Origin of the sequence: Burkholderia sp. MSMB1072 (genome assembly GCF_001524725.1) — a bacterium.
GTDB lineage: Bacteria > Pseudomonadota > Gammaproteobacteria > Burkholderiales > Burkholderiaceae > Burkholderia.
The window spans coordinates 422612-446551 of the sequence record NZ_LOYC01000030.1 but is presented as its reverse complement, the minus strand read 5'-3'; the positions used below and the strand labels follow the sequence as shown (position 1 = coordinate 446551).

Here is a 23940-nt window from a genome sequence, read left to right as displayed (position 1 = left end):
TTCCACAGTTTCCCTATCGGTGATAGAGATGAAGGACACGGGGGCGCGGCTGACGCGCGACACGGTATTGCGCGCGGCGCTCGAATTGCTGGATGAAGTGGGGATCGACGGACTGTCGACGCGACGGCTTGCCGAGCGGCTCGGCGTGCAATCGCCGACGCTGTACTGGCATTTCAGGAACAAGGCCGAGCTGCTCGACGCAATGGCCGAGGCGATCATGCTGGAGCGTCACGGCGCGTCGCTGCCGCGGCCGGGCGACGTGTGGGATGCATGGCTCGCGGAGAATGCGCGCAGTTTTCGCCGAGCGCTGCTGGCCTATCGCGACGGCGCACGCCTGCATGCCGGCACGCGGCCGCGCGCCCTGCATTTCAGCTCGATCGAACGCAAGGTCGCGCTGCTCGGCGACGCGGGATTCACGCCGGACGAAGCGGTCGACGTGATGGTCGCGATCGGCCGCTTCGTGGTCGGATGGGTGCTGGAAGAGCAGGCGGCGCCGGACGGCGAAGCCGATGCGCCGCTGCCGGACGCGGCCGAGTACCCGCGGCTCGCGCAAGGCTGGGCCGCGCTGCGGGAACGCAGCGGCGACGAAGCGTTCGAACGCGGCATCGCGTGGATCGTCGACGGCGCCCGCGCGCGCCTGGCGGCGCGTCGGGCGGGCTGACGCGTCAGCCCGGCTTGCGGCCGTCGAGGACGCGTTCGAGCGCGTCGAGCGCGCGGGCCGTCGAATCCGGCGCGATGCAGTCGACCACGATCCGCTCCGGCATCGCGCGCAGCCACGTGATCTGGCGCTTGCACAGCTGGCGTGTCGCGAAGATGCCCTTGTCGCGCATCGTCCGGTAGTCGGTGACGCCGTCGAGGAATTCCCACGCCTGCCGGTAGCCGACGCAGCGCATCGACGGCAGGTCGGGATGGAGATCGTCGCGGCGCCGCAGCCGTTCGACTTCGTCGATGAAGCCCGCGTCGAGCATCGCGTCGAAGCGCTGCGCGATCCGTGCGTGCAGCATCGCGCGATCCGACGGCTCGAGCGCGACCGGCACGAAGCGGTACGCGGCGGCCGCATCGTCCGTGCGGCGCGGCGCGGCGAGCAGCACCGACATCGGCTGCCCGCTCAGCATGAAGATTTCCAGCGCACGCTGGATCCGCTGCGAATCGTTCGGCGCGAGCCGCGCGGCCGTATCGGGGTCGACTTGCGCGAGCCGCGCGTGCAGCGCGGGCCAGCCGTCGCGCGCGGCGTCGGCGTCGAGTGCGGCGCGGATCTCCGCGTCGGCGCCCGGCAGGTCGTTGAGCCCTTGCGTCAGCGCCTTGTAGTACAGCATCGTGCCGCCCGCGAGCAACGGCGTGCGGCCGCGCGCGACGATCTCGCCGATCAGGCGCAGCGTGTCCGCGCGGAATTCCGCGGCCGAATACGCGTCGGCCGGGTCGATGATGTCGATCAGGTGATGCGGAACGCTCGCGCGCTCGTCGCGCGACGGTTTCGCGGTGCCGATATCCATGTCGCGGTAGACGAGCGCCGAATCGACGCTGACGATCTCGATCGGGCGGCGCGCGGCGAGCGCCAGCGCCGCGGCCGTCTTGCCGGAAGCGGTGGGGCCGAGCAGGCAGGCGATCGTCGTCGGACTGGACTGCGAAGAAGCGCTCATTGCCCGCGCATGAAGAGACGGTCGAGATCGTTCAGCGTGAGCTGATACCAGGTCGGCCGGCCGTGATTGCACTGGTCCGCGCGCTCGGTCGCCTCCATCTGGCGCAGCAGCGCGTTCATCTCGTCGAGCGTCAGCCGCCGGTTCGCCCGCACCGCGTGATGGCACGCGAGCGTGCCGAGCAGTTCGTGCTGGCGCTCGGTGAGCACGCGCGAACCGCCGAACGCGTGCAGGTCGGCGAGCACCGCGCGCGCGAGCGACTGCAGGTCGGCATCCTTCAGCAGCGCCGGCACCGCGCGGATCGCCAGCGTCGTCGGCGACAGCACCGCGAGGTCGAAGCCGAGCGATTCGAGCGTGTCGCGCTCTTCCTCGACCGTGCCGATCTCGACCGGCGTGGCCGTCATCGAGATCGGCAGCAGCAGCGACTGCACGGCGACCGAGCGATCCGCGAGCGCGTTCTTGAATTGCTCGTACAGAATCCGCTCGTGCGCCGCGTGCATGTCGACGATCACGAGACCGTACGCGTTCTGCGCGAGCACGTAGATCCCGTGGATCTGGCCGAGCGCGAAGCCGAGCGGCTGCTCGTCGTGCGCGGGCGGCGACGCGGCGAAGCCCGGCAGCGGCGCGGCTGGGGCGTCGGCGGCATCGCGCGCCACGAACGTCGTGCCGTCCGGCGTACCCGCGCCGCTGTCCTTGCGGCCGAACAGCGCATCGTAGAGCGCGAGCGGCTGCGCGACGGGCAGCGTGCCCTGCGTCATCCGCGCCTGGCGCATCCACGTGTTGCCCGCCGACGACGAAGACGACGGCGCCGAGAAACCGCTGCCGCCGCTCGCGCCGCTCGGGCTTTGGCCGAGCGGCGTATCGAGGAACGATGCCGGCCCGTGCGACGCGGGTTCGATATGCGCGGCATGGCCGCCCGCGGTGGTTTCCGGCGATGCGCCCGCATGGCGAGCAAGCGCACGCTGCACCGCGTGGAACACGTACTGGTGGATCGAGCGCGAATCGCGGAACCGCACTTCGATCTTCGACGGATGCACGTTCACGTCGACGGCTTCGGGCGGCAGGTCGAGGAACAGCACGTACGACGGGTAGCGGTCGCCGTGCAGCACGTCCTCGTAGGCCGCCCGCACCGCGTGCGTCAGCAGCTTGTCGCGCACGAAGCGGCCGTTCACGAAGAAATACTGCTGGTCGGCGCGCCCGCGGCTCGCGGTCGGCAGGCCGGCGCAGCCGTAGACGGCGAGCGGGCCGGCCTGCTCGTCGAGCGGCAGGTGCGCCGTCGCGAAGCTTTCGCCGAGAATCTTCGCGACGCGCTGCGCGGGCTCGGTCGCATTCCAGTGCTCGACGGCCTTGCCGTTGTGCAGCACCGAGATCGCGACGTCCGGCCGTGCGAGTGCCGCGCGGCGGATCATTTCCAGGCAGTGGCCGAATTCCGTCTGCTCGCTCTTCAGGAACTTGCGCCGCGCGGGCGTGTTGAAGTACAGCTCGCGCACCTCGATCGTCGTGCCGGTCGAGCCGGCGGCGGGCGACAGCACGCCCGTCTGCGCGTCGATCTTCGTCGCGTGCGCGGCATCGGCCGTCCGGCTCGTGATCGACATCTCGGCCACCGACGCGATCGACGCGAGCGCTTCGCCGCGAAAGCCCAGCGTCGCGACCGCCTCGAGCTCCTCGAGCGAGCGGATCTTGCTGGTCGCGTGGCGCATCAGCGCGAGCGGCAGTTCGTCGGGCGGAATCCCGCAGCCGTCGTCGGTGATCGAGATGCGCTTGACGCCGCCTTCTTCCAGCACGATGCGCAGCGTCGTCGCGCCGGCGTCCATCGCGTTCTCGAGCAGTTCCTTGACGACCGACGCCGGGCGTTCGACGACCTCGCCGGCGGCGATCTGGCTGATCAGCTGGTCGGGCAAGGGCTGGATCGCGCGCAGCGGGCGCGCGGCGGGGGCGGGCGCGGCGCCCGCGGCCGTTTCGGTGATATCGGACATGGCCGAATTATAGCGAGGCCGCGAACGCGTGCCGGGGCGGCCGGCCGTTACGTTTTTTCACGGAGCCTTAAGGTAGTTTCGGTATCATCACCCCGTTGCACGCGCCGCCTTGGCTGGCGGGCGCCTCGGCCATCCCTGGCCTGTTCCGGCCGTTCCGGCCCTACCGCCTTCGAGGAATCGCATTTGGATACGCTGCTGCATTTCGTCAACCTTGTCCTGCATATCGACGCTTTCCTCGGCGATTTCATCCGGCAGTACGGCGCGTGGGTCTATCTCGTCCTGTTCCTGATCGTGTTCTGCGAGACGGGGCTCGTCGTGTTCCCGTTCCTGCCCGGCGATTCGCTGCTGTTCATCGGCGGCGCGTTCGCGGCGACGGGCGAAATGAACGTCGGCTTGCTGATCGTGCTGCTGCTCGTCGCGGCGATTTCCGGCAACACCGTGAACTACCTGATCGGCCGCTGGATCGGCCCGAAGGTGTTCAATACGCATATTCCGGTGCTCGAGCGGTTCCTCGATCGCGCCGCGCTGCAGAAGACCCATTCGTTCTACGACAAGCACGGCGGCAAGACGATCGTGCTCGCCCGCTTCATTCCGGTCGTGCGCACGTTCGCGCCGTTCGTCGCGGGCGCATCGTCGATGAGCGTCGCGCGCTTCCAGTTGTTCAACGTGATCGGCGCGCTGGTGTGGGTGCTGCTGCTCGTGCTGCTCGGCTATTTCTTCGGCAACATCCCGTTCATTCGCCAGTACCTGAACGTGATCGTGCTGGTCGGGATCGGCGCGGCGATCGTGCCGGTCGCGCTCGGCGCGGTGTGGAAGCTCGTGCGCGGGCGGCGGGCGGATGGGGCGCCGAAGGCGGGCGGGCGCTGAGCGCGTTCCTTCTTTTTTGGCGCAGTGAAAAAGCGTGGCCAGTTCAGTGCCACGCTTTTTTCGTTCGTGCGGTTGCGCTGCTGTTTCCGTTACGTGTTGCGATGCGAGATCGGCGTTTCGGGCGTCGGATAGCCGGCGTCGCGGAACGTTTCGAGGATCACGCGGTTGGTGTCGCAGTACACCTGCCAGTAGTTCTCCGGCTGAGTCGACGGGCGAACGAACAGCAGCGGACCTTCCGGCGTGAACTGCAGCACGCCGACGTCCGGTGCCGGCACTTTCAGCACGTTCGGAACCAACTGGATCTGCGTCTTCAGGCGGTTGATCGCATCGGCCGCGTCGACGCTGTTCGCGATCTTCGCGGTCAGGTCGACGCGGCGGTGCGGCGTCGCGCTGTAGTTCGCGATGTTGTCCGAGAAGATCTTGTTGTTGCCGACGATCGTCACGATGTTGTCGGCGGTGATGATCGTCGTGCCGAACAGGCCGAGCTCCTTCACGGTGCCCGTGACGCCGCCCGCGCTGATCACGTCGCCGATCTTGAACGGGCGCAGCACCTGCATGAACACGCCGGCGGCGAAATGCGCGAGCAGGCCGCCCCAGGCCGTGCCGATCGCGAGGCCGAGGCCGGCGAGCAACGCGGCGAACGAGGTGGTCTGTACGCCGAAGATCTGCAGGATCGCGAGGATCAGCAGGATCGTCAGCAGCACGCTGACGACGGAGGTCAGGTAGTCAGTGAGCGTCGGGTCGACTTTGCCGCTGCGGCGGACGACCTTGCCGAGCAGGCGGGTACCGATGCGGATCGCCCAGCGGCCGACGAACCATAGGACGATCGCCGCGAGGAGGTTCAGGCCGAAGTCGAGGCCGCGGGTCATGACGAACTCCTGAACGGTAGCGATGTTCAACGTACGATTCTCCTTAGTGCGTCAAAGACTGGTTGAAGGCGTCAGTCGATTGCCGTTATAACCGACCTTGGGACATGAGGCAACGACTCGAATTTCTCGCCCGAAGTCCATCGCACGAACTGATAATTTGCTGGCGGGAAATCATTGGAGTCCCGGCGGACGACATAGCCAACACATAGATATTGACTATGTCGATTTAATCGCTGTAGAGGCGCAGATATGGTGACCATGCCGCCCGTAAGTGCGGGATCAGGCATGTCACCGGGGTGTTTGATGTGTTGCGGTTGTTTGACCATCAGACTTGAGTCCGTGAGGGGCACGTCAATTGTTACGCTTGTAGAACTGGAGTGGCCCCCTGTATTGCGGATTGTGCCGTGGCACTGATGAATTCGGTTCTCAAATTTTCGACGAAATGGCGAGCGCGAACCAGAAAATCCGCGAAGCGATTCCATTCTTCGGGCGTGTAGTGGGTCGGCAGCGCAGCTTCGTTGTCAGCGGACAATATACGGTTTGTCAATCCGATTTCTTCAAACAGCTCTTTGATTTTTGCGACTGGATAGACTGAACACGGGACACCGTTCGACAGGGAAAAAATTGCACCGTGATAGCGCATCGTGTACACGTGTTCGCTATGTTGAATTGCATCGAGGAATTCGCGTTCGTGCGCCGTATGGACGACATGCTGAAAAGCAATCGGCATATTTCGATCGAGAGCGGGTTCCATTAGCACGGCTTTCGTTGCGATTCCTTGCGCGAGCAGGGCGAATTCCAACGCCTTTAGGTGACGCAAGCTGCGCTCTTCCAGATCATCGACCGGGAATTTTGGTACAAGTACTACTTCCCGGATGGGCTCGACGCGGCGATGGCCGGCTGCTTGTCTCGATACGCTTCGGTTCGAAACGAATGGATCGAACATCCAGGTGGCGTCCGACCGAATGCGACGCAGAGCTGCAATGCTCGTCGCGTCGCGCCCGGATACGTGAAAAGCATTGGTTATGAGCTGACGGTATCCCGACGCGCGAACAGGATCCTCCAATTCCGTTGTCGATGCGCCGACACCGACGATTGCATAGGGCGTGCCGCTTGCAATCAGGGCTTCGACCCACCCTGCTTCATAGAGCGGAAAGTGCGGCGTTGACAATAGCCCGCCGCCGCCGATGACGATCAAATCCATCGTTCGCAGCAGTGCGGTGTCAAAGAGTGCGGAGCGCGGCAGCATTGGCACGCCCGCTGCCGCGTCGATCTTTTGTTCCCAGGAGCATCCGAACAGGTTGGCGGGCTTTGTGTCGCCAAAGATATGGCGCAATAGCGAGTCGATGGCACGGACCTGACAGAAGTCACCGACGTTGCCATTGAGAAATGCACCGAAGGAAAGAACGCGTGGCGCTCGCTCGATGGAGACTTGGCGTTCGGTGCGCAATTGTTCCGCCAGCGATTCGAGCAGCACGGCGCGCCGGATACGGTCATTGAATTCGTCAGATTCGAGCAGCTCGCAAACCAGTTCAAACAGATTCGGATGATTCGATACGTGGGTAGCGCGAACTCGCGCGTCCGTCAAGCTGCGCTTTAAAATCGCGTTGTATGCGAGATCGACTTCAGGACCCGCAAGCCGGCTATGCCACACGACATCCGCGCGAAGTGAGGCCGTGTTTTGAAAACCGTAGGGTGCCGGCTGTTCATGGGCGGCCGAGAAGAGTGACTGAAACTCGGCGCTGCGCAGCATTCGCCTGCGGAGTTCGTCGAAGCTTGGCGCCTGCAACGCTTCTGCCACTGTTTCGTCGGTCTCGGGGTCCCGACCAAGCAATATTCTGTAGAGCCACGTGACTGCGTCTCTCGACAGTGCCGTACTCGCGTTACTTTCCACCTCAACTTCTCCCGTGTCGTTCCTGGCTCGAAACAATACTATTGAAACGAAACGGAATAAAGGTCTTTGAAATATTCAGTAATATTCTTGTGGTGTTGAAAGTAGTTTATTTGTAGGGTTCGTGCTAACGAATTCTCGGATATGTATGGCTACTGCACGACTTGTGAATGGGGCGGCACGTGAGAGGCGGCTCGTTGGCGCGCATCGCGCAGAAGGTCCTCGGCCCGCCATGGCGGGCCGGCAAGAATTCAGTCTGACGATGCGGGAACCGTTCCTGTTACTTTGGCGCGCGGCCGTAGGTGTCCTCGAAGCGAACGATATCGTCCTCGCCAAGATACGCGCCGGATTGCACTTCGATCAGTTCGAGTGGAATCTTGCCCGGGTTCGTGAGGCGGTGCGTTGCACCCAGCGGAATGTAGGTTGATTGATTTTCGGTCAGCATGATTTCTGTGTCGCCATTCGTTACCAGCGCGGTTCCCTTGACCACAATCCAGTGTTCCGCTCGATGATGGTGCATCTGAAGGCTTAATTGAGCGCCCGGATTTACGATAATACGTTTGACTTGGAACCGATCACCTTGATCCAGGCCCTCGTATGATCCCCATGGGCGAACCACGCGACGGTGCGTGACCGATTCGTGCCGACCGGATGCATTCAGCCACTCGACAATCTTCTTAACGTTTTGTGTCTGGTTCCGATTGGCGACCAAAACGGCGTCTGCCGTCTCGACGACGACTACATTTTCCAGGCCGATCACAGCGACCATTCGATGCTCTGCCCGGATGTACGAATTGGTCGTTGTATCCGTATAGACGTCACCGATAAGTGCGTTGTTGCGATCGTCAGCCGACGCGATATCCGCCAGTGCACTCCATGAGCCGATGTCATTCCAGCCGAGACTTGTTGTCGCGATTACGGCGGCTCGCTCGGTCTTTTCCATTACTGCGTAGTCGATAGAGATATTCGGGCACGCGCCGAACGTGTCGGCGTCGAGTCGAATGAAGTCGCTATCTCGTTTCGAAGACTCGAGAGCGGATTCGACATGGTGAGCGACGTCTGGCGCGTGACGCTTCAGTTCATCGATGTAGGTGGACGCTTTCAGCATAAACATGCCGCTGTTCCAGTAGTATTTCCCATCACAAACAAAATGTTCGGCGGTCGGAGCGTCAGGCTTCTCCACAAAAGCTTCGACTTCATAGGTCGATTCACACGATGCGATTTTCGCGCCGCGGCGAATGTAGCCATATCCGGTATGCGCGGCCGTGGGTGTGATGCCGAATGTCACGAGATATTGGTCGCGAGCGACAGCCGATGCGGCGTCTACGGCTGCCGTGAACGCGGCGTCGTTCGTTATCACGTGATCCGATGGGAGCACGAGGAGAAGCGCGTCGGGAGAGTCCCGAAGCGCAAGCAGCGCAGCGGTTGCGATGGCAGGCGCCGTATTGCGGCCGACGGGCTCGAGAACGATTGATGATGGTGTCACACCGACTTGGCGGAGTTGTTCGGCAACGAGAAATCGTTGCTCGTTATTGGTGACGATGATCGGATCCCGTACGTCGTCGATGTTCCTCAGACGAAGAGCTGTTTGCTGAACGAGCGTATCGTTACCCGTCAGTTTAAGATACTGCTTTGGATAACCACCTCGAGACATAGGCCACAGTCGCGTTCCGCTTCCACCGCACAGAATGACGGGATGAATCATGATTTTTCTCCGGTTTTGATATCTATAGATATTCGATTGAATGGCTTTGTGCGCGATGCATTAATCCGATATTTGATAGGATCTTTCATCATTATTTCCGGTAACTGCATGCCTGCTGCGACAGATGGCGTGACAGAGTACGTTACGGCTCCAGCGCCAACTCTTGATGAACGGGCGCCAGCGATTTCCATTGATTTTGCCAAGCGGGCGCGCGGCTGCCTCGGCAAGCTGTTGGACGACAGCTTCTGGTGTGGTGAAGATACTCAGTTGCCAATCCCAATAGAGCGGATAGCGGAGGAGTACGCCTGCGGTGAGCATATCGAGGGATAAGCTACGCTCTCGCCAGGGTTGGGGCAGTAAGTCGTGAGTCAATCCCCAGCCGGCATAGAACGGTAAACCGTAGGTGAAGACTGGTTTTCCCCGTATGATCGCGTCGAAACCCGCGAGGGACGACAATGTATGTACTTCGTCGGAGGCTTCGATCAGAGAGACTAGATCAGCGTTTGCATCAACGATATTGGCCAAGCGAGTCGCATCAATGAGTCCGGCGCGGTTGCCGGAGAGTACATCGGGGTGCGGCTTGTATACGATAAATGCTTCCGGATGCCGCTGGCGGACTTCACGCAACAAGTCCTCCGATGTGGCGATGGTACCGGTGCCGAGCCGGATCGATGCATCATCGGCGACTTGACCGGCGACGAGCGCAATGCGACGACCTGGTGGCGCGTGCCATGTAGGCGCGCGGCGTCCTAAGTTGTACTTGGTCAGCCCCAGTCGCACGATCTCGTGCCGTAACGCTGCTGCTCGGCTCAACTCGACATCGTCGAACACCGCCGTGTTGAGGATCGCTGTTAAGTCACTCGGGCGACTCGCATCGAAATAGATTCCGCTTTTGTCTATAACCTGGCTCCGCGGCGGTGACATGTCCGATCCGAGCCCGGCGGAGTGAAGGAAACCGTCCTCGATCCGGATATGGCGAATATTGCTGGCTAGCCCGGTGGCCAATCGGCCGCCCCAGATCGCCGCACATTCGTCGGAGCGCACGCGGGACGCACCGGTTACCCAGCGTAAGCGATGGCCTCCCGCCGAGAGATACGGGGTTGCGTATTTGCGTTTCCACCATTGAAAGCCGACGCATGCGATTCGACTTAGATCGCCATAACGTGTTGCGACGGAGTGTTGCAATTCAATGCTGTCAAGTACGGCATCCAGCGTGCCGATCGTGCGCGAACGCGGATCGAGGTAGGCGGCGAGCTGTAGAAACGTCGTGTTGAAGAAGGTGGCGAGCGTAGGACGTGCCGTACGTCCTGACATTTTCGCGTGATCGGTTGTCAGGCCCCATCCTGCGTAATATGGCGTGCCGAAAGTGTGGACAGGAACGCCCGCAAGTAGCGCTGCCATGCCTTCCGATGAGCCGATCGTATAGATTGCTCCCGTTTGCTCGAGTATTTGCGCCAGTGAGTGTCCGCCACCGAGGAATCTAGCGTCGAGCGGCAGATTCGTTCTTTCAGATAACCAGCGGCCCGCTCCTTCGTCGGCCGAACGCAAGATCCATAGCGGTGCGCCAGGATGCTCGGAGCAAACGGCCTTGATCAGCGCTGTAAATGCGGATAGCCGAGTGCGGCGCGGTGTGCAGATGTCGGCATGTGATGCATCGCGTTCGTCGACGATGACAATTCGTGGTGCATTACCGGTCGAGTGCCACGTTGTTGGGAGATCGGCGATGCGCCGCCGCGGGTGCAATGCATTCGTCGCCAAAATGCGTTGCATCAGGGCATATGTTCGCGTCTCGTCCGCGCTACTCCGCGCTTCGACCAGCGCCCTTTCGATCGCGGCAGGAAGTCCGCCACGGGTAGTCAGTTCTATCGGAATGTGGAACCAGGACAAGGGCGGCGCGTGTCGCTTGCGTCTCGCAAAAATGGGGCCCGCACAGACGGGTTGTACTGGCAAGCCGGCGGCTGCAGCGACTCGAGCACATATTGCGCTTGCTCGTCCCTCAATCCAGGCGAATGGCGCATGCCCGGTCAGCCAGCCGGTCAGTCGATGGCCGCGCGGAGTGGTCCGGACGTCAAACGCGGGTATGGCGGGCGCGCGCTGCGACTTGTCTGGCACTGGGGCCATTATCGAAGTGCCTCAAGGAAATCATCCACTTGCCGAAAGTGCTCGGCCCATGTTGGCGGACGAAAGTCGGATATTCGCGCGAGTTGCGTCGCTCGTTCGATGCTGTTGGGACGGGAATACGCATGGATTCGCGCTAACCAACCCGGGCCGTCGAGCGGATCAATGTAATCCGGGGAATCTGCTGCAATCTCGTGAAAGACTGGTAAGTCGCTGGCGAGAACGGGTACGCCGAGCGTGAGAGCTTCGACGAGGGGCATCCCGTAGCCTTCGACGAACGACGGAAACAGCAGTGCCCGCGCATGTTGGAGCCAAGCGAGAAGCCGCTCGTCGCTGCAGTCGGATTCTTCGATTACCGAATCGCGTAGCGGCACGCACCGCTCGAGCATATCGACGACGTTCTCGCATTCCCAGCCGCGTCGGCCGACAATGACGAGTTTCGGTGCTTCGCAGCCGAGTTGTTCGACTAGGCGTCGCCAGATGTGAAGAATGAACCAGTGGTTTTTGCGAGGTTCGATCGTTCCCAGCATCACGAAATACGGTTCGTGGAGGGGGGGCGACGTGCTCGTGGCAGATTTGACGCCCGGAGCGAGCTTTGCGACGACAGATTGAGGGGTTGGCAAACCAGCGTCGTGCGCTTCTGCATGCAGAGATGCGAGTGTCGCTTCAGAGTTGGCGATCAGTCCGGCCGCATGTTGGAGTGCGGTATGTATACGTAGACGATGTATGGCATCGACACCCGCACGGCAATATTCGGCGTGCGTGAGCGGAATCAGGTCGTGAACCATGAACACTGGCCGAATTTTCCGGCGTTTCATCGCCGCGTAATAACGCAGGTGCTCCATGCCGTTGTGACTGGTATGCAGGAGCACAGCACGGTCAGCATCCATTCGGGGCGATATTATCTGGTCGGTGCATGCACGAGCCACGATCCGACGAATCGTGTGCCGATCGCGGACGGCCGAGGACAGGACATCAAACGCATGCTGCGAGTTCCTTTCCGTCAGAATCGTGGCGAAGCCGCGCTCGCTCAGCACGGCGCGGGCGTTCGAGCGATACCGCTCGATATATGCGAGGCCGACACGGTCCACCCCGGTAGGCAATAACCCGCCGTAAAGACGTGACAATAGCCGGGAGATGTCCAGGAATATTTTTAACACTGTTACGGAAGCGTTGTGTTTAGGGCGAGACGACCGGAGTGCGTCGTTTTTTTGTCAGCGACCATCTATTGTAATTTACGGCATGAGACAATTCGCTCCGAACTTAATCATGTGTCTCGAAAATGTTGCATTTGTCTCGTAGCGCGTTGGTTGCCTGGCTTGTCGGTGCGGCAATCGTATTGACGGGGTGCGCCGGCATTCCTTCGTCTGGCCCGAGCTCGGCGCAGATTGGTGGCGTGGCGGATTCGCAGAATAATCCACTTGGCATCCAGGTCATCGACTTGACGGATGAGGTTGCGCGCAAGCTGCATGCGGAACGCAGCGGCACGGACTTTTCGACGGTCTTCGGCGATCGCCCTAAGTTTCAGCAGCAACTCGGTATTGGGGACACGATCGAGGTGTCGATTTGGGAGGCACCGCCCGCGACATTGTTCGGAGCAGCGCAGGTCGACGCACGAAGCAGTCCGAGCAACGCGCGGGTAACGGTATTGCCGGACCAGATGATCGACAGTGACGGAAACATCGACGTGCCTTTTATTGGCACGATTAAGGCGTCTGGGCGAACGCCGGTCGAACTGCAGCAGCAGATTGCGAGGAAGCTGCGGCCGATTGCGCATGATCCGCAGGTTCTTGTCAAACTATCGAGAAATGTGACGTCCTATGTCACTGTGGTAGGTGATGTTGCAAGCAGCAATCGGATGCAACTGACGCCTCGCGGAGAACGTCTGCTCGACGCGCTGGCATCAGCAGGAGGGGTTCGCCAGCCGATCGACAAGATCATGCTGCAGGTCACGCGAGGCTCAACTGTCGCGTCGTTGCCATTGGACGTCGTTATTCGAGATCCCCGGCAGAATGTGCCGCTTCAGGCAGGGGACGTCGTTACGGCGTTGTTCCAGCCGTTCAGCTTCACTGCGCTCGGCGCAACCGGGAAGAATCAAGAAATCAATTTCGAAGCGCAGGGTATCACGCTCGCCCAGGCGTTGGCACGGGCTGGTGGTCTCGAGGATACGCGGTCGGATGCACGCGGGGTATTCATTTTTCGCCTCGAGCATGCTGATGCGATGCGATGGCCGATATCACCAGTACGGGCGACGGCTGACGGCAGGGTGCCGGTCATTTACCGAATCGACCTGAAAGACCCGAACGCATTTTTTGTTGCGCAGAGCTTCATGATGGATAACAGGGACGTTCTGTACGTGTCGAACGCACCCGTGACGGAAATCCAAAAAGTACTGAACTTGGTGTTTTCTGTTGCCTACCCCGTTGTAACCGGTGTACAGACATTCCGATGATGTAACTGCACGTGGCGCTGCGATGATGCCACATTTTGTGATTTGCGTCGTTATACGCGAAATAAATGATCGGTAGCGGCCAGCTGCGAATATTAACGACACACGCCACAAGGACCATTTGGATGGGTGTGGGGACGAGGCTCGTGAGGCACGAGGGAATATGAGTCGGACAATAGCGATCGATGGTCACAATCTGGCATTGCAGCACGGAACCGGAGTTGCGACCTATGCGAAGAATCTCGCTGATGCAATTGCATCTATGGGATGGGGGGTGCACACCGTCTACGGTGCGCCTGTATCCCATCGGGTGCCGGCGTTGCTGCGCGAAGTTTCTTTCTTCGATTATCTCGGAGGGATTCAAACAAAGAGAAGTGCATTCTCTGAAGTGATGGGCTGGGTGAAGGAGGTTTTAACCAGTCCATTCGGGCGCACTGCAGTCGAGATTCCGGTGACGGGAAGTGTCGAGATTCGGCGCTTTGCGTCGCGACTGCCTCAGCAGGCTACGGTCTTGAATGTCGAGGGCATGTTCGGTGTAGCGCGACGGCACTTTCAGCGCTACGGACGCTTTCTCGAAATCAAGGGGGAGCTCAAGCCAGATGTGATGCACTGGACTTATCCGTTGCCAATTCGGTATACGGGCGTACCGAACATTTATACGATCCATGATCTCGTTCCGCTCAAGCTGCCGTATACGACGCTCGACAACAAAAGGTATTACTTTCGATTGATCCGAGAATGTGTGCGATCAGGTGATCTGATTTGCACGGTATCCGAACAGTCGAAGCGTGACATTGTGGATTTGTTCGACGTTCCTGAGGAGCGGGTCTTCAATACTTACCAGGCGGTCGAGTCGTCGTGGGGTAACGCGGACCGAAGCCGTAGCGAGGTCGAACACGAAGTCGCTGGGCTGTATGGTTTGCAACCTGGCGGCTATTTTTTGTTTTTTGGGGCGATTGAACCGAAGAAGAACGTCGGGAGGCTTGTCGAAGCGTTTTTGTCGGTCCCGCTCGATGCAAGCCTTGTTATTGTCGGTTCGCTCGCCTGGAAGTCTGCCGAAGAGATGAAACTCGTCGAAAGTCTTCTGAAGATGCGGCCGGAATTGCGGCATCGGATTCGCGTGTTCGATTACGCGCCGAGACCGTTTCTCGTGAGCCTGGTGCGGTCTGCGAAGGCCGTCGTATTTCCGTCGCTATACGAAGGTTTCGGATTGCCGGTGCTCGAAGCGATGCAACTGGGCACACCAACGCTCAGCTCGACCGAAGGTTCGCTCCCGGAGATAGCGGGAGACGCTACGTTGAGTGTGGATCCATATGACGTCACCGCTATAGCGCGCGGTCTGACCCAGCTTGATCGCGACAGCGCTTTGCGCACACGCCTGGCTGCTGCCGGAATCGAGAGGGCGGGTCGGTTCAACATGGCCATTTACCGGGCGCGGTTGAATGAGTTATATCAACGCGTTTTCTAATCAAAATTCTCGTCTTTCTGAGGGAGCAATCATGCTACAGGGGTTGTCCGTTTTTCCGAACACAAAGAAACAACAGTTCACCGAGTGTGTGAAAACCGGTGATGCAGCGCGCGACGCACGTGCGTGGGAGCGGGCGGTCAGTGCTTATCAGGAAGCGCTGGAAGTCAATCCCAAGGCTGAGAATATTTGGGTGCAACTCGGACATGCGCAGAAAGAACTGGGCATGTTTGGCAAGGCCGAAGCGAGCTATAAACGGGCGCTGGAGCTGAATTCAAATAACGACGATACGCACACCCAACTCGGACATTTATTCTCGGTGCGTGGTGACGTACGCCATGCAGTCAAACACTATCGTTCGGCAGTAACCCTGGGGTCGAAGGATTCCATTGTCTTCAGTTACCTCGACAGCCATGCGGGAGAAGTTGAGCTTCCGCAACCCACCGCAGAAGCAAACGGCTTGGCCCCGATTTACTTCGACTACAGCGATCTCGTACAGTATTTCCGTCACAACCGATTTCCGACGGGCATTCAACGTGTTCAGATCGAACTCTTCAAGGCGGCTCAGGAGGCTGCATTCGATGTGCCGATCCGGGCATGCGCGTTCGTCGACGGGACCGACTTCTGGGTCGAGATCGACCCGATTGCATTCCGCCGTTTGTGCGATCTGTCCTCTTTGCCAGGTGAAACCGACGATCCCGTCTGGGTCGGGGCACTCAACCAGGTACTGGATAATCTGTCTCGAAAGATGCCGGTGCGTTTCCCGCGTGGTGCAACGCTCATCAATATCGGTACTTCATGGTGGATCAAGGACTATGGTGCATATATCCGCCAAGCGAAGCAAAAGTACGGATTGCGATATGTACCGTTTGTGCATGATCTGATACCGCTGCTTACGCCTGAACACTGCTCGAAGGGACTCGTTCAAGAGTTCAAGGCATGGATCGAGCTCGTCATGCTTCAGGCCGACTTTATCGCAGTGAACTCGGTCAATACCCAAACCGACGTCGTCAACTATGCAAAGACACGCAAGGCGCTTGCCTACGATCCGCAGGTGGTGAGGCTTGACGCGGAATTTGCGCGGAATCCCGCATTTGCCGCCGACGACAGTTTCGTGACCGATTGCGGCTTGATGGCTGGCCGATATGTACTTTTCGTCGGCACGCTCGAATCACGTAAGAACCATGTTGGCGTCTTCCAGGCCTGGAAGCGGATGATCGCGAAGCTCGGAATCGAAAACGCGCCGATGCTCGTCTGCGTTGGTAAGCGCGGATGGTTGTTTGATCAAGCCAATGCCGTGCTCGAATCAGATGGCCAGCTCGCCAGCAAGGTGCTGATGTTGTCAGGCATCTCGGATGATGAGTTGGCATCGCTTTATCGAGGATGTCTGTTCACCGTGTATGCCAGCCACTATGAAGGTTGGGGGTTGCCGGTCACAGAGAGCTTGAGTTTCGGTAAGGTGTGTCTCAGCGCGAGTAATTCCTCATTGCCGGAAGCCGGCGGTAAGTTTGCCGACTATTTCGACAACGACTCGGTGTCGGACCTGTTGCGCGGGCTTGAGAAGCTCATTTCCGATGAGGCATACCGGAAATCGCGCGAAGCCGAGATCGCATCTCAGTTTCGTCCGCGTCGCTGGGAAGAATTGCTGCGCGATCTCGTTGATGGCGTGACAACCTATTTCCGAAATTCGGTGGCGAAGGCGCGAGATGAATCACCGGTCGCGCGGGTGGTGCCGGGGGTGCTCTACAGCCTCGCGCTCGAGGAGCGGACCAACGAAAATCGCGCAACGGCAGAAACGTTACGGCACGAGCTGACGTGGTATCCGTCCGAGCCGTGGGGTTGCTGGGCTAAGAACAAGACGGCAAAGCTTGCGTTCAAACTGTCCGAAGAGCGGGCGCTGAAGCGCGAGGAGTTTTTCGTCTATATGAAGGTTTCTTGTGGTCCTCAGCCGCTGAGCGCAACGTTCCGTCTAGGCGTTCATGTCCTCGGTTCGGTGACTTTGGCAGCAACGGCGGTCGAGTACGTGCGTTTTCGTGCCAAGAAGTCGTGGCTCGTCGATCCGCAGAGTCAGTTGTATAACGTGCTGGCAGTCGACCACCGCGAGTTGACCAGTATGGCTCAGTACTCCGACGGCGGAGATCGGCGAAATATCGGGATTGGTTTCCGCGAATTCGGGTTGTGTGATCCGGATGATTTCGAGTTCCGTCTCGAAATTATGGATCGTCGGGACATGCAAGTCGTCTGATGCCACGATGAACAAGCGGCCCCAAATGCCCTCCCGGAAGTTGGGGCCGCGACATCATCCTCTGCGGCCGTTCCGGTGATGCCGACATGGGCTCGCTCGGTCTGCGATTCAAGGCCGTAGCGCTAAGAGGGCCGTTTGCCCTGTTCGGAGTTGCGTCGATCTATCTACAACTTCCCGTAGCTGGCATATGCAGCATCGACATCTGGAAACGCATGCAGTGCTCCTGAATCGAGGACGTATGCGCGCGAGCAATGTTCGCGAATCATATGCGGGTCATGTGAAACCATAATCATTGCTCGATCGGCCCGTTTCTCGAATAGTTCGACGTGGCACTTCCGCTTAAAGTCGTCGTCGCCGACGGCAATCACCTCGTCGATCAGGAAGCAGTCGAAATCGATCGCCATGGAGATGGCGAATGCGAGGCGAGCACGCATGCCATTCGAATATTTCTTGACGGGTTCACGCAGGTATTGACCGAGGCCCGTAAATTCCTCGACGAACGGCTGGGCTGCTTTATACGACGCACCATACACTCTACAGACGAAGCGGAGGTTATCGAGGCCGGTAAGGCTGCCTTGAAATCCTCCGGAAAACGCCAGAGGCCAAGAAACGCTCATCCTGCGTTCGATCTTCCCTGAAGTCGGCAGCTCCGATCCGCCGATTAAGCGAACGAGCGTTGACTTACCGGCACCGTTGCGTCCCAATATCCCAACTCGCTCGCCTTTTGCGATCTTCAGATTGATCCGATCCAGTACGGCACGCTTTCCGGCACGGACCTGATAACGCTTGCAGACGTCGGTGAGCTCGATCATTGGGACTCCACGCGGCGTGAAGCATCGCGAACAACAGCTAAGCCGATCCAAGTGAGTACGAGGCAGATCACGCTGACATAGGGTATGTCGTAGTAGGGTTTGATCTGATTTCCGAAATACCCGTAACGAAACAATTCCACACAGTGCGGCACGGGAAAAATCATAACGATATTGCGTATGTTGGGTGGAAGCCAGCTTGCCATCGCAAACGCACCGGAAATCGGCAGTTGAAAATATGCGATCGGGTGCCAGAGACGCTCCACCATTTCGTTGTACTCACTCAGGCCGCCGATGATGAGTCCCATCGCGGTCGAGTACCATGCAAGGAGCGCCCACCCCGCGATCATGTTCAGCGGGTCAGCGGGGGGAGCGATGATGCCGGATCCGACGAAGATGCATAACAGCACCATCGCGGACAACGTTATCCCGGCAAGTTCGAGTGCAATACGTGCCAGGAACAGATCGATCACTCGCACGTTGCGATGGAACAGCAGAGATGCGTTGGGTTCGACCGCGAGAGCGCACCGGCTGATGGTGTTGCGCCAGACGAGTACAGTTGAATAGCTTGTCAGTGCATACGCAATGAGGCTGACGCGGTGACCCGAACTCACGTCATGAAATAGTCCCCATAGCAACATCACGCCGAGTGTGAATAGCATTGGTTCGGCAAACAACCATGCAAAGCCGATATTGTGGCGCCCGTAGCGGGTAATGATTTCGCGCATGATGAGCGCAAAGATGACTCGACCTTGAATGGTCAGCGATCGCAGCAGCGGGGTTGCCTCCTTGCGCTCCATGTTAGTCTCGATGTTCCCGGACGCTTGCAAGCAAGAGGCTTAGCGCGCCCCAAGTGACTAGCCCGACAATGAATGTGGTCAGGATCCCTCGGATTCGTTTCGGCTCAATGGCAATATCCGGATGATTCGGCTCTACCAATCGTTCAAGATAAAGCTGTTTGCGTTCTGCTTCGCTGCGTGCGCTCTCTAGCGCGGCCATTGCGGACGCGAGCTGTTTGTCGGCAAATTGGGCATCCAGCTGCAGGCGAGCGTAACCGCTTGCTTTCTGTGAGAGCGAATCTTGTCCTCCCGTGACGCCGCCCGTTGCGATTTTGATTTGTTTTTGCAACGTTTCGATGCTGGCCTTGAGGACCGGGACTTGCGGGTTCTGCGGTGAAATAGCCAGCAACTGGGTCAGCTGCGTTTGTGCTGCAAATAATTGGGTTTGCAGGCTCGTGACCTGTTGCAACTGGAGTGCGGACTGTTTATCTGGATCGAAGACTGTGTGCGAAGTGCGAAATGCGGCCAGTGCGGCAGCGGCATCTTTCGCCTTTTCGGCGGTGGTATCCACCTGACGTTGCGCAAACTCGACCGTGTCGGCCGCAGCGCGTTTATTCATTCGATTGATTAGCTGTTCGCTTAGATCCAGCAATTCACGATTGAAGCGCGTCGCCTGGTCCGACGTGAAAGCACGAGTTTGAAGTGTCGTGATTCCGGAGGTTGCATCCAGATCCACGGTGACGACGTGCTTTCCATAGTATTTCCACAGGGATTCGAAGCTGTCGTTGAAGCTCGTATGGAACCGACTGATGAAGTCTCCCTGCCTGGAGTAAGCATCGTGGATCACGTTGCTGCGATTCAGTTCGCGCAATGCATCGCGAGACTGAATGTAGTCAATGATCGGATACGTGTCATCCTGCGAGCGTGCGAAGCCGGTGCCTTGCAATATCGCGCCAACTAAGCTCATCTGTTGGCGCTGTTCGGCGCCACGAACGACAAAGCGCGATTCCGACACATAGACGTCCGACGCTATCACGGCAAAATAAGCAGTCGCGAGCACGGTCGGTGCGATCACGGTCAAGGCGAACAGTCGATTAATGCCGCTCATTTTCTCAAGCACATTTCGCTTGGGTTTCAGCGATGAGTCCGCTGTGCTGCCAGATACGTTTTCCAACTTGGTCCTAGATACTCTGAGTGCGATCTTGCGGCTGGTCGCCAGCGTCGTTCGCGATGGGGCGGGGCGACGCTGTCAACGTGTCGTGTCCGTCAAAGATGGTTGCTGAAGTCCTTGACAAATCTGTAAACGCGCCACATGTCAAGCATATTAAGATCCGGTTTGCCATGTCGGTTCCGGGCGATCCACGCGTCTGATTGCCGCCGGGGGCCATCCAGATTCCACGAGGGCGGGTGATTATAGCCAGCCAGATCGGGTCGCGCTATCGTTTGTCGTTTTGCAGCAAAGTTTTGAATATTTAATAGTCGTTCGCTGCGCCGGTGCGATAATGCAGCGTCCGTAAACACGGCGTACTGTGTCCGGGGTGGAACTCGCCTTTTGCGGGGCGGCAGTTTCGCAGCAGCATCATTCCGCATTCCCCCGACTGCTCAACATAATTCATGCGTCGTTCATTCCTCGCCTTGCAAGGCACGGCGTCCCCATTTTTTCGACGACTTGCTGATGGGCTGCGTGCCAAAGGGCACCTGGTGAGACGGGTGAACTTTTGCGGCGGTGATCTTGCCTATGGCGGCCGCAGCGAGCAAGCTTGGAATTATGCGGGCCGTTCGGCCGAACTGCCTGGCTGGTATGCAGACAAGGTGCAAACCGGCGAATTCACCGATGTCATCATGTTCGGCGATTGTCGCGAGGTGCATCGTCATATGCATCCGATAGCGGATGTCGCAGGCTTGCGCGTGCATGTCTTTGAGGAAGGTTATGTCCGTCCGCACTGGGTGACGCTCGAACGGCACGGTGTCAACGGGCGGTCGTTGTTGCCACGAGATCCTGACTGGTATCGTGCGCGCCGCAAGGAGACGCCGGCAAGCCCGCCCGCTGCGCCGACCGGTTACAATCTGGCGGAACGTGCATATCACGATATTGTCTACCGAGGCGCCAACTCGCTGTTCGCAATGCGCTTTCCGCACTATCGAAGCCATCGACCCAGAAACGGCTTCGTGGAATATTCGGGACTCGCTTGGCGAGCCATGTCACAGCGGAAGTACGAGTGCTATGCGCGAGGGATCACCAGTGAACTGCTGCAGGATCCGGGGGGGTACTACCTTTTCCCGTTACAACTGAATTCGGATGCGCAAATCGTTGTACATTCGCCATTTGAGGGCGTTTGCGCGGCGATCCGGCATGTTATTGGGTCATTCGCATGTCATGCACCCAGTCAAACGCTGCTTGCCATCAAGAACCACCCGCTGGACACTGGCCTGGTCGATTACCGCCGTTACGCGAACAGCGTCGCGTTGGAGTTGGGGGTCGGCCATCGGATTCGTTTTATTGATGCTGGTCATTTGCCAACCTTGCTCGAGTATGCGCGCGGCGTCGTGGTCGTAAACAGTACGGTGGGATTGTCGGCATTGCATCATCGGCGCCCGTTAATCGCGCTTGGCGATGCGATTTATGACATGCCGGGGCTGACTTGGCAGTCGGGTATCGATGCATTCTGGGAGGCGAATGTGCAACCCGACGAGCAACTCTACCAGTCATTTCTTGACTATGTAATTCACCATACGCAGATCAACGGCGATTTTTATACGCGTTCGGGAATCGAGCGTGCGGTTGCTGGCGCTGTTCGACGTCTGGAGGCGTCCAATGGTTGAGGCGCCGACGCGGATCGTTATTACCGGGGCGAGTTCAGGGATCGGCTATGCGCTTGCGCTTGCGTATGCGAATCCGGGCGTGAAACTAGGGTTAGTCGGACGTCACGAGCAGCGGCTTCGGGCGTGCGCCGATGCCTGCGAGGAGCGTGGAGCGGAGGTTATCACTGGGGTACTCGACGTGCGCGACTCGGGCGCGCTCAAGGTTTGGTTGCATTCTTTCGATGACGTATTCCCGATCGAATTGTTGATTGCCAATGCCGGGGTGGCGAGTACGCTCAAGGATGCCAGTGACTGGGAAGGGGTTGAGCGAATTGCGGAGGTCGTGGATACGAATTTCTACGGGGCCGTTCACACGATCTTACCGGTGGTGGACAGGATGCGTGCACGCAAGTGTGGACGAATTGCGATGGTGAGCTCGATTGCCGCGCTGCGAGGAATGGCGATTTCTCCCGCATACTGCGCGAGCAAAGCAGCGATCAAGGCGTACGGAGACTCGATTCGACCTCTGCTCCGCGGCCATGGGGTCGGCGTGTCAATCATCCTTCCTGGTTTTGTCAAAACCGAGATGAGCGACGTGTTTCCCGGTGACAAACCGTTAATGTGGAGTGCCGATCGGGCGGCAATGTACATTCGCCGCAAACTCAGTACGGGCCGCGCGGAAATAGCATTTCCAGGACTGCTCGTTCTCGGCATGCGTCTTCTTCCGCTCCTGCCCGCCGTGATCGCTGATGTGATTCTTGATCGGTTATCCTACTTGCCCCAGGAGGAAGGTGCCAAGTGAACGGGATATTCTGTCTGGCGACTGGCGTTGCACTCATGCTGTCATTCGCTCTGGATCGCATCGCGATTCCTCGGGCTCCGATGCCGCGGTCCGTCGCGCCTTTGCTGCTTCACATTCTTTCGGTGATATGGGTAGTCAACGTGGTATTCGCTGTAACATGTCGCCCGATCTTCGCCGCCTTCGTTGCGGCCGCTCTGGTTGGCTTGATAGCGACGGTCAGCAACGCGAAATATGAATCGCTGCGCGAGCCTTTCGTTTTTACCGATCTGAGCTTGTTCAGTCAGCTGTTCTCGCATCCGCGCCTCTACCTGCCATTTTTAAGTGCTGGCAAGGCAATTTCGATAGCTGGTGGTGTTGCCTTCATGCTTGCTGGATGCATCGCCGAGCAGCCTGTCAAGCTATATTCTCTGCCGATTGCATTGGTATTCTCCCTATGTATATTTGTGGTCGCTCGGCTCATTGCGGCAAGGCTTCCTCTGACGCTTGAACCATCCGCGGACCAGGCGACGCACGGTTGCTTTGCAGTGTTCGTGGCGTACCTTCTGAATGGACTGCGTCCTGCGACCTTTGCCGCCTTTCGGCGTGTAATGGCGGCAGGGCCATTCGCGGGACCGGCGTCGCACAGCGGTCCCGATGTCATCGTTATTCAGAGTGAGTCGTTTTTTGATGTGCGCCGCATCAGTAGCGCCATCGAGTCGTCCTTACTGTCGAATTTCACTCGCGCGAGACAAGATGCCGAGTATTGCGGTGAACTGGCCGTGCCGGCGTGGGGAGCGAACACGATGCGCACCGAATTTGCGGTGTTGACGGGCGTGCCTCCGGTATCCCTTGGATATGCTCGTTTTTACCCGTATGCGTTTGTTAGGCACGCATGCGCGTCGCTTGCCAGCTGGTTCGGCAGGGCCGGATACGAGACAGTAGCAATTCACCCGTATTACGCAGACTTCTTTGGGCGGAACCGCGCCTTTCCACTGCTAGGATTCGAAACCTTTCTCGATATTAATTACTTCGTGAATGCGCGACGCGAAGGGCAATATATAGCAGATTCCGCTGTTGCCGACGCAATTCTTGCCGCGATAGACGCGCCCGGAGATCGGCCTCGGTTCGTATTTGCCATGACGATGGAGAATCATGGGCCATTGCATCTCGAACACGTTGTGCCTGGTGAATCGGCTTCGCGGCATACCCTTGGCGATGGTGACTTGTGGCGTGACCTAACGGCCTACCTGCGGCATATTGCCAACGCAGATGCAATGATTGGCTCATTGCTGGACCGATTGCGCGAGCGAGAGCGCGAAACAGTAGTGTGTTTTTATGGGGACCACGTTCCCGCCATGCCGGCAATGTTTGAAAAGCTGGGCGTTCTTCCGGAGAGCACCGATTATTTCGTTTGGCGAAATCGTGGCGCGGCGGTCACTCATGACAAGAACATTAGCGCGGATGAATTGGGCTCGTTGCTGTTGCACACGGTGCAAGGGTGTCGAAGTCGTTTGAAAAATTCGTGCGCACTAGAGAGCACGACGTAA

General features: G+C 58.9%; 18 protein-coding genes. 8 read left to right on the top strand and 10 right to left on the bottom strand.

Features of this window, described 5'->3' with window-relative positions; all coding sequences use genetic code 11:
• The first annotated feature begins 28 nt into the window (after positions 1–28).
• Entirely contained in the window at positions 29–661 is a 633-nt protein-coding gene (gene tetR / locus WS89_RS15370; protein WP_059791780.1) for a tetracycline resistance transcriptional repressor TetR, read from the top strand.
• A 4-nt stretch (positions 662–665) separates the two neighbouring features.
• On the opposite strand, the gene miaA is transcribed toward tetR, so the two are convergent.
• Together miaA and mutL are read right to left on the bottom strand one after the other, a co-directional pair.
• Positions 666–1640, bottom strand: coding sequence for a tRNA (adenosine(37)-N6)-dimethylallyltransferase MiaA (gene miaA, locus WS89_RS15365; protein ID WP_059791778.1), 975 nt, complete (start codon positions 1638–1640; stop codon positions 666–668).
• Complete coding sequence (mutL, locus tag WS89_RS15360; protein ID WP_059791775.1) at positions 1637–3613, bottom strand: DNA mismatch repair endonuclease MutL; 1977 nt, start codon at positions 3611–3613, stop codon at positions 1637–1639. The genes miaA and mutL overlap by 4 nt, the downstream gene beginning before the upstream one ends.
• Before the next feature lie 183 nt (positions 3614–3796).
• Here mutL and WS89_RS15355 point away from each other — a divergent pair, with 183 nt between their 5' ends.
• Complete coding sequence (locus WS89_RS15355) at positions 3797–4480, top strand: DedA family protein (protein WP_059779282.1); 684 nt, start codon at positions 3797–3799, stop codon at positions 4478–4480.
• Positions 4481–4569: 89 nt separating this feature from the next.
• Here WS89_RS15355 and WS89_RS15350 read toward each other — a convergent pair whose 3' ends face one another.
• The 5 genes from WS89_RS15350 to WS89_RS15340 all read right to left on the bottom strand — a co-directional run bounded on the left by WS89_RS15350 (position 4570) and on the right by WS89_RS15340 (position 12223).
• Complete coding sequence (locus WS89_RS15350) at positions 4570–5349, bottom strand: mechanosensitive ion channel family protein (protein ID WP_059791773.1); 780 nt, start codon at positions 5347–5349, stop codon at positions 4570–4572.
• Between the two features lie 358 nt (positions 5350–5707).
• Positions 5708–7150 (bottom strand): polysaccharide pyruvyl transferase family protein, encoded by a 1443-nt coding sequence (locus WS89_RS32475; protein WP_156440553.1) that lies wholly within the window; start codon positions 7148–7150, stop codon positions 5708–5710.
• 370 nt (positions 7151–7520) lie between these two features.
• Entirely contained in the window at positions 7521–8948 is a 1428-nt protein-coding gene (locus WS89_RS15345; protein WP_059791771.1) for a mannose-1-phosphate guanylyltransferase/mannose-6-phosphate isomerase, read from the bottom strand.
• A 57-nt stretch (positions 8949–9005) separates the two neighbouring features.
• On the bottom strand, positions 9006–10832 hold the full coding sequence (locus WS89_RS32470; protein WP_441294214.1) for a capsular polysaccharide biosynthesis protein: 1827 nt from the start codon (positions 10830–10832) through the stop codon (positions 9006–9008).
• Positions 10833–11065: 233 nt separating this feature from the next.
• Positions 11066–12223: a glycosyltransferase family 4 protein gene (locus tag WS89_RS15340; RefSeq protein ID WP_059791769.1), complete on the bottom strand. Its 1158-nt coding sequence runs from the start codon at positions 12221–12223 to the stop codon at positions 11066–11068.
• A gap of 122 nt (positions 12224–12345) precedes the next feature.
• On the opposite strand from WS89_RS15340, the gene WS89_RS15335 reads away from it, so the two are divergent.
• From WS89_RS15335 to WS89_RS15325, 3 genes are all read left to right on the top strand, one after another.
• Positions 12346–13515 (top strand): polysaccharide biosynthesis/export family protein, encoded by a 1170-nt coding sequence (locus WS89_RS15335; protein ID WP_059791767.1) that lies wholly within the window; start codon positions 12346–12348, stop codon positions 13513–13515.
• Positions 13516–13675: 160 nt separating this feature from the next.
• Positions 13676–14980, top strand: coding sequence for a glycosyltransferase family 4 protein (locus WS89_RS15330; protein ID WP_059791765.1), 1305 nt, complete (start codon positions 13676–13678; stop codon positions 14978–14980).
• Entirely contained in the window at positions 14955–17222 is a 2268-nt protein-coding gene (locus WS89_RS15325) for a glycosyltransferase (RefSeq protein WP_082741872.1), read from the top strand. The genes WS89_RS15330 and WS89_RS15325 overlap by 26 nt, the downstream gene beginning before the upstream one ends.
• A gap of 164 nt (positions 17223–17386) precedes the next feature.
• Here WS89_RS15325 and WS89_RS15320 read toward each other — a convergent pair whose 3' ends face one another.
• From WS89_RS15320 to WS89_RS15310, 3 genes are read right to left on the bottom strand one after another with little or no spacing between them, the layout of a single operon-like run.
• Positions 17387–18034, bottom strand: coding sequence for an ABC transporter ATP-binding protein (locus WS89_RS15320; RefSeq protein ID WP_059791762.1), 648 nt, complete (start codon positions 18032–18034; stop codon positions 17387–17389).
• The gene (locus WS89_RS15315; protein WP_059791759.1) at positions 18031–18831 is read right to left on the bottom strand and encodes an ABC transporter permease; all 801 of its coding nucleotides are present in this window, start codon (positions 18829–18831) and stop codon (positions 18031–18033) included. The genes WS89_RS15320 and WS89_RS15315 overlap by 4 nt, the downstream gene beginning before the upstream one ends.
• A gap of 1 nt (position 18832) precedes the next feature.
• On the bottom strand, positions 18833–19984 hold the full coding sequence (locus WS89_RS15310) for a hypothetical protein (RefSeq protein WP_059791757.1): 1152 nt from the start codon (positions 19982–19984) through the stop codon (positions 18833–18835).
• Positions 19985–20424: 440 nt separating this feature from the next.
• Here WS89_RS15310 and WS89_RS15305 point away from each other — a divergent pair, with 440 nt between their 5' ends.
• Genes WS89_RS15305 through WS89_RS32465 form a run of 3 tightly spaced genes read left to right on the top strand, consistent with a single transcriptional unit; the run spans position 20425 to position 23940 of the window.
• The gene (locus WS89_RS15305) at positions 20425–21633 is read left to right on the top strand and encodes a capsule biosynthesis protein (RefSeq protein ID WP_059791755.1); all 1209 of its coding nucleotides are present in this window, start codon (positions 20425–20427) and stop codon (positions 21631–21633) included.
• Positions 21626–22414, top strand: a complete 789-nt coding sequence (locus WS89_RS15300; protein WP_059791753.1) for an SDR family NAD(P)-dependent oxidoreductase — start codon at positions 21626–21628, stop codon at positions 22412–22414. Before WS89_RS15305 ends, WS89_RS15300 begins: the two co-directional genes overlap by 8 nt.
• Positions 22415–22449: 35 nt before the next feature.
• Positions 22450–23940: an LTA synthase family protein gene (locus tag WS89_RS32465; RefSeq protein WP_082741871.1), complete on the top strand. Its 1491-nt coding sequence runs from the start codon at positions 22450–22452 to the stop codon at positions 23938–23940.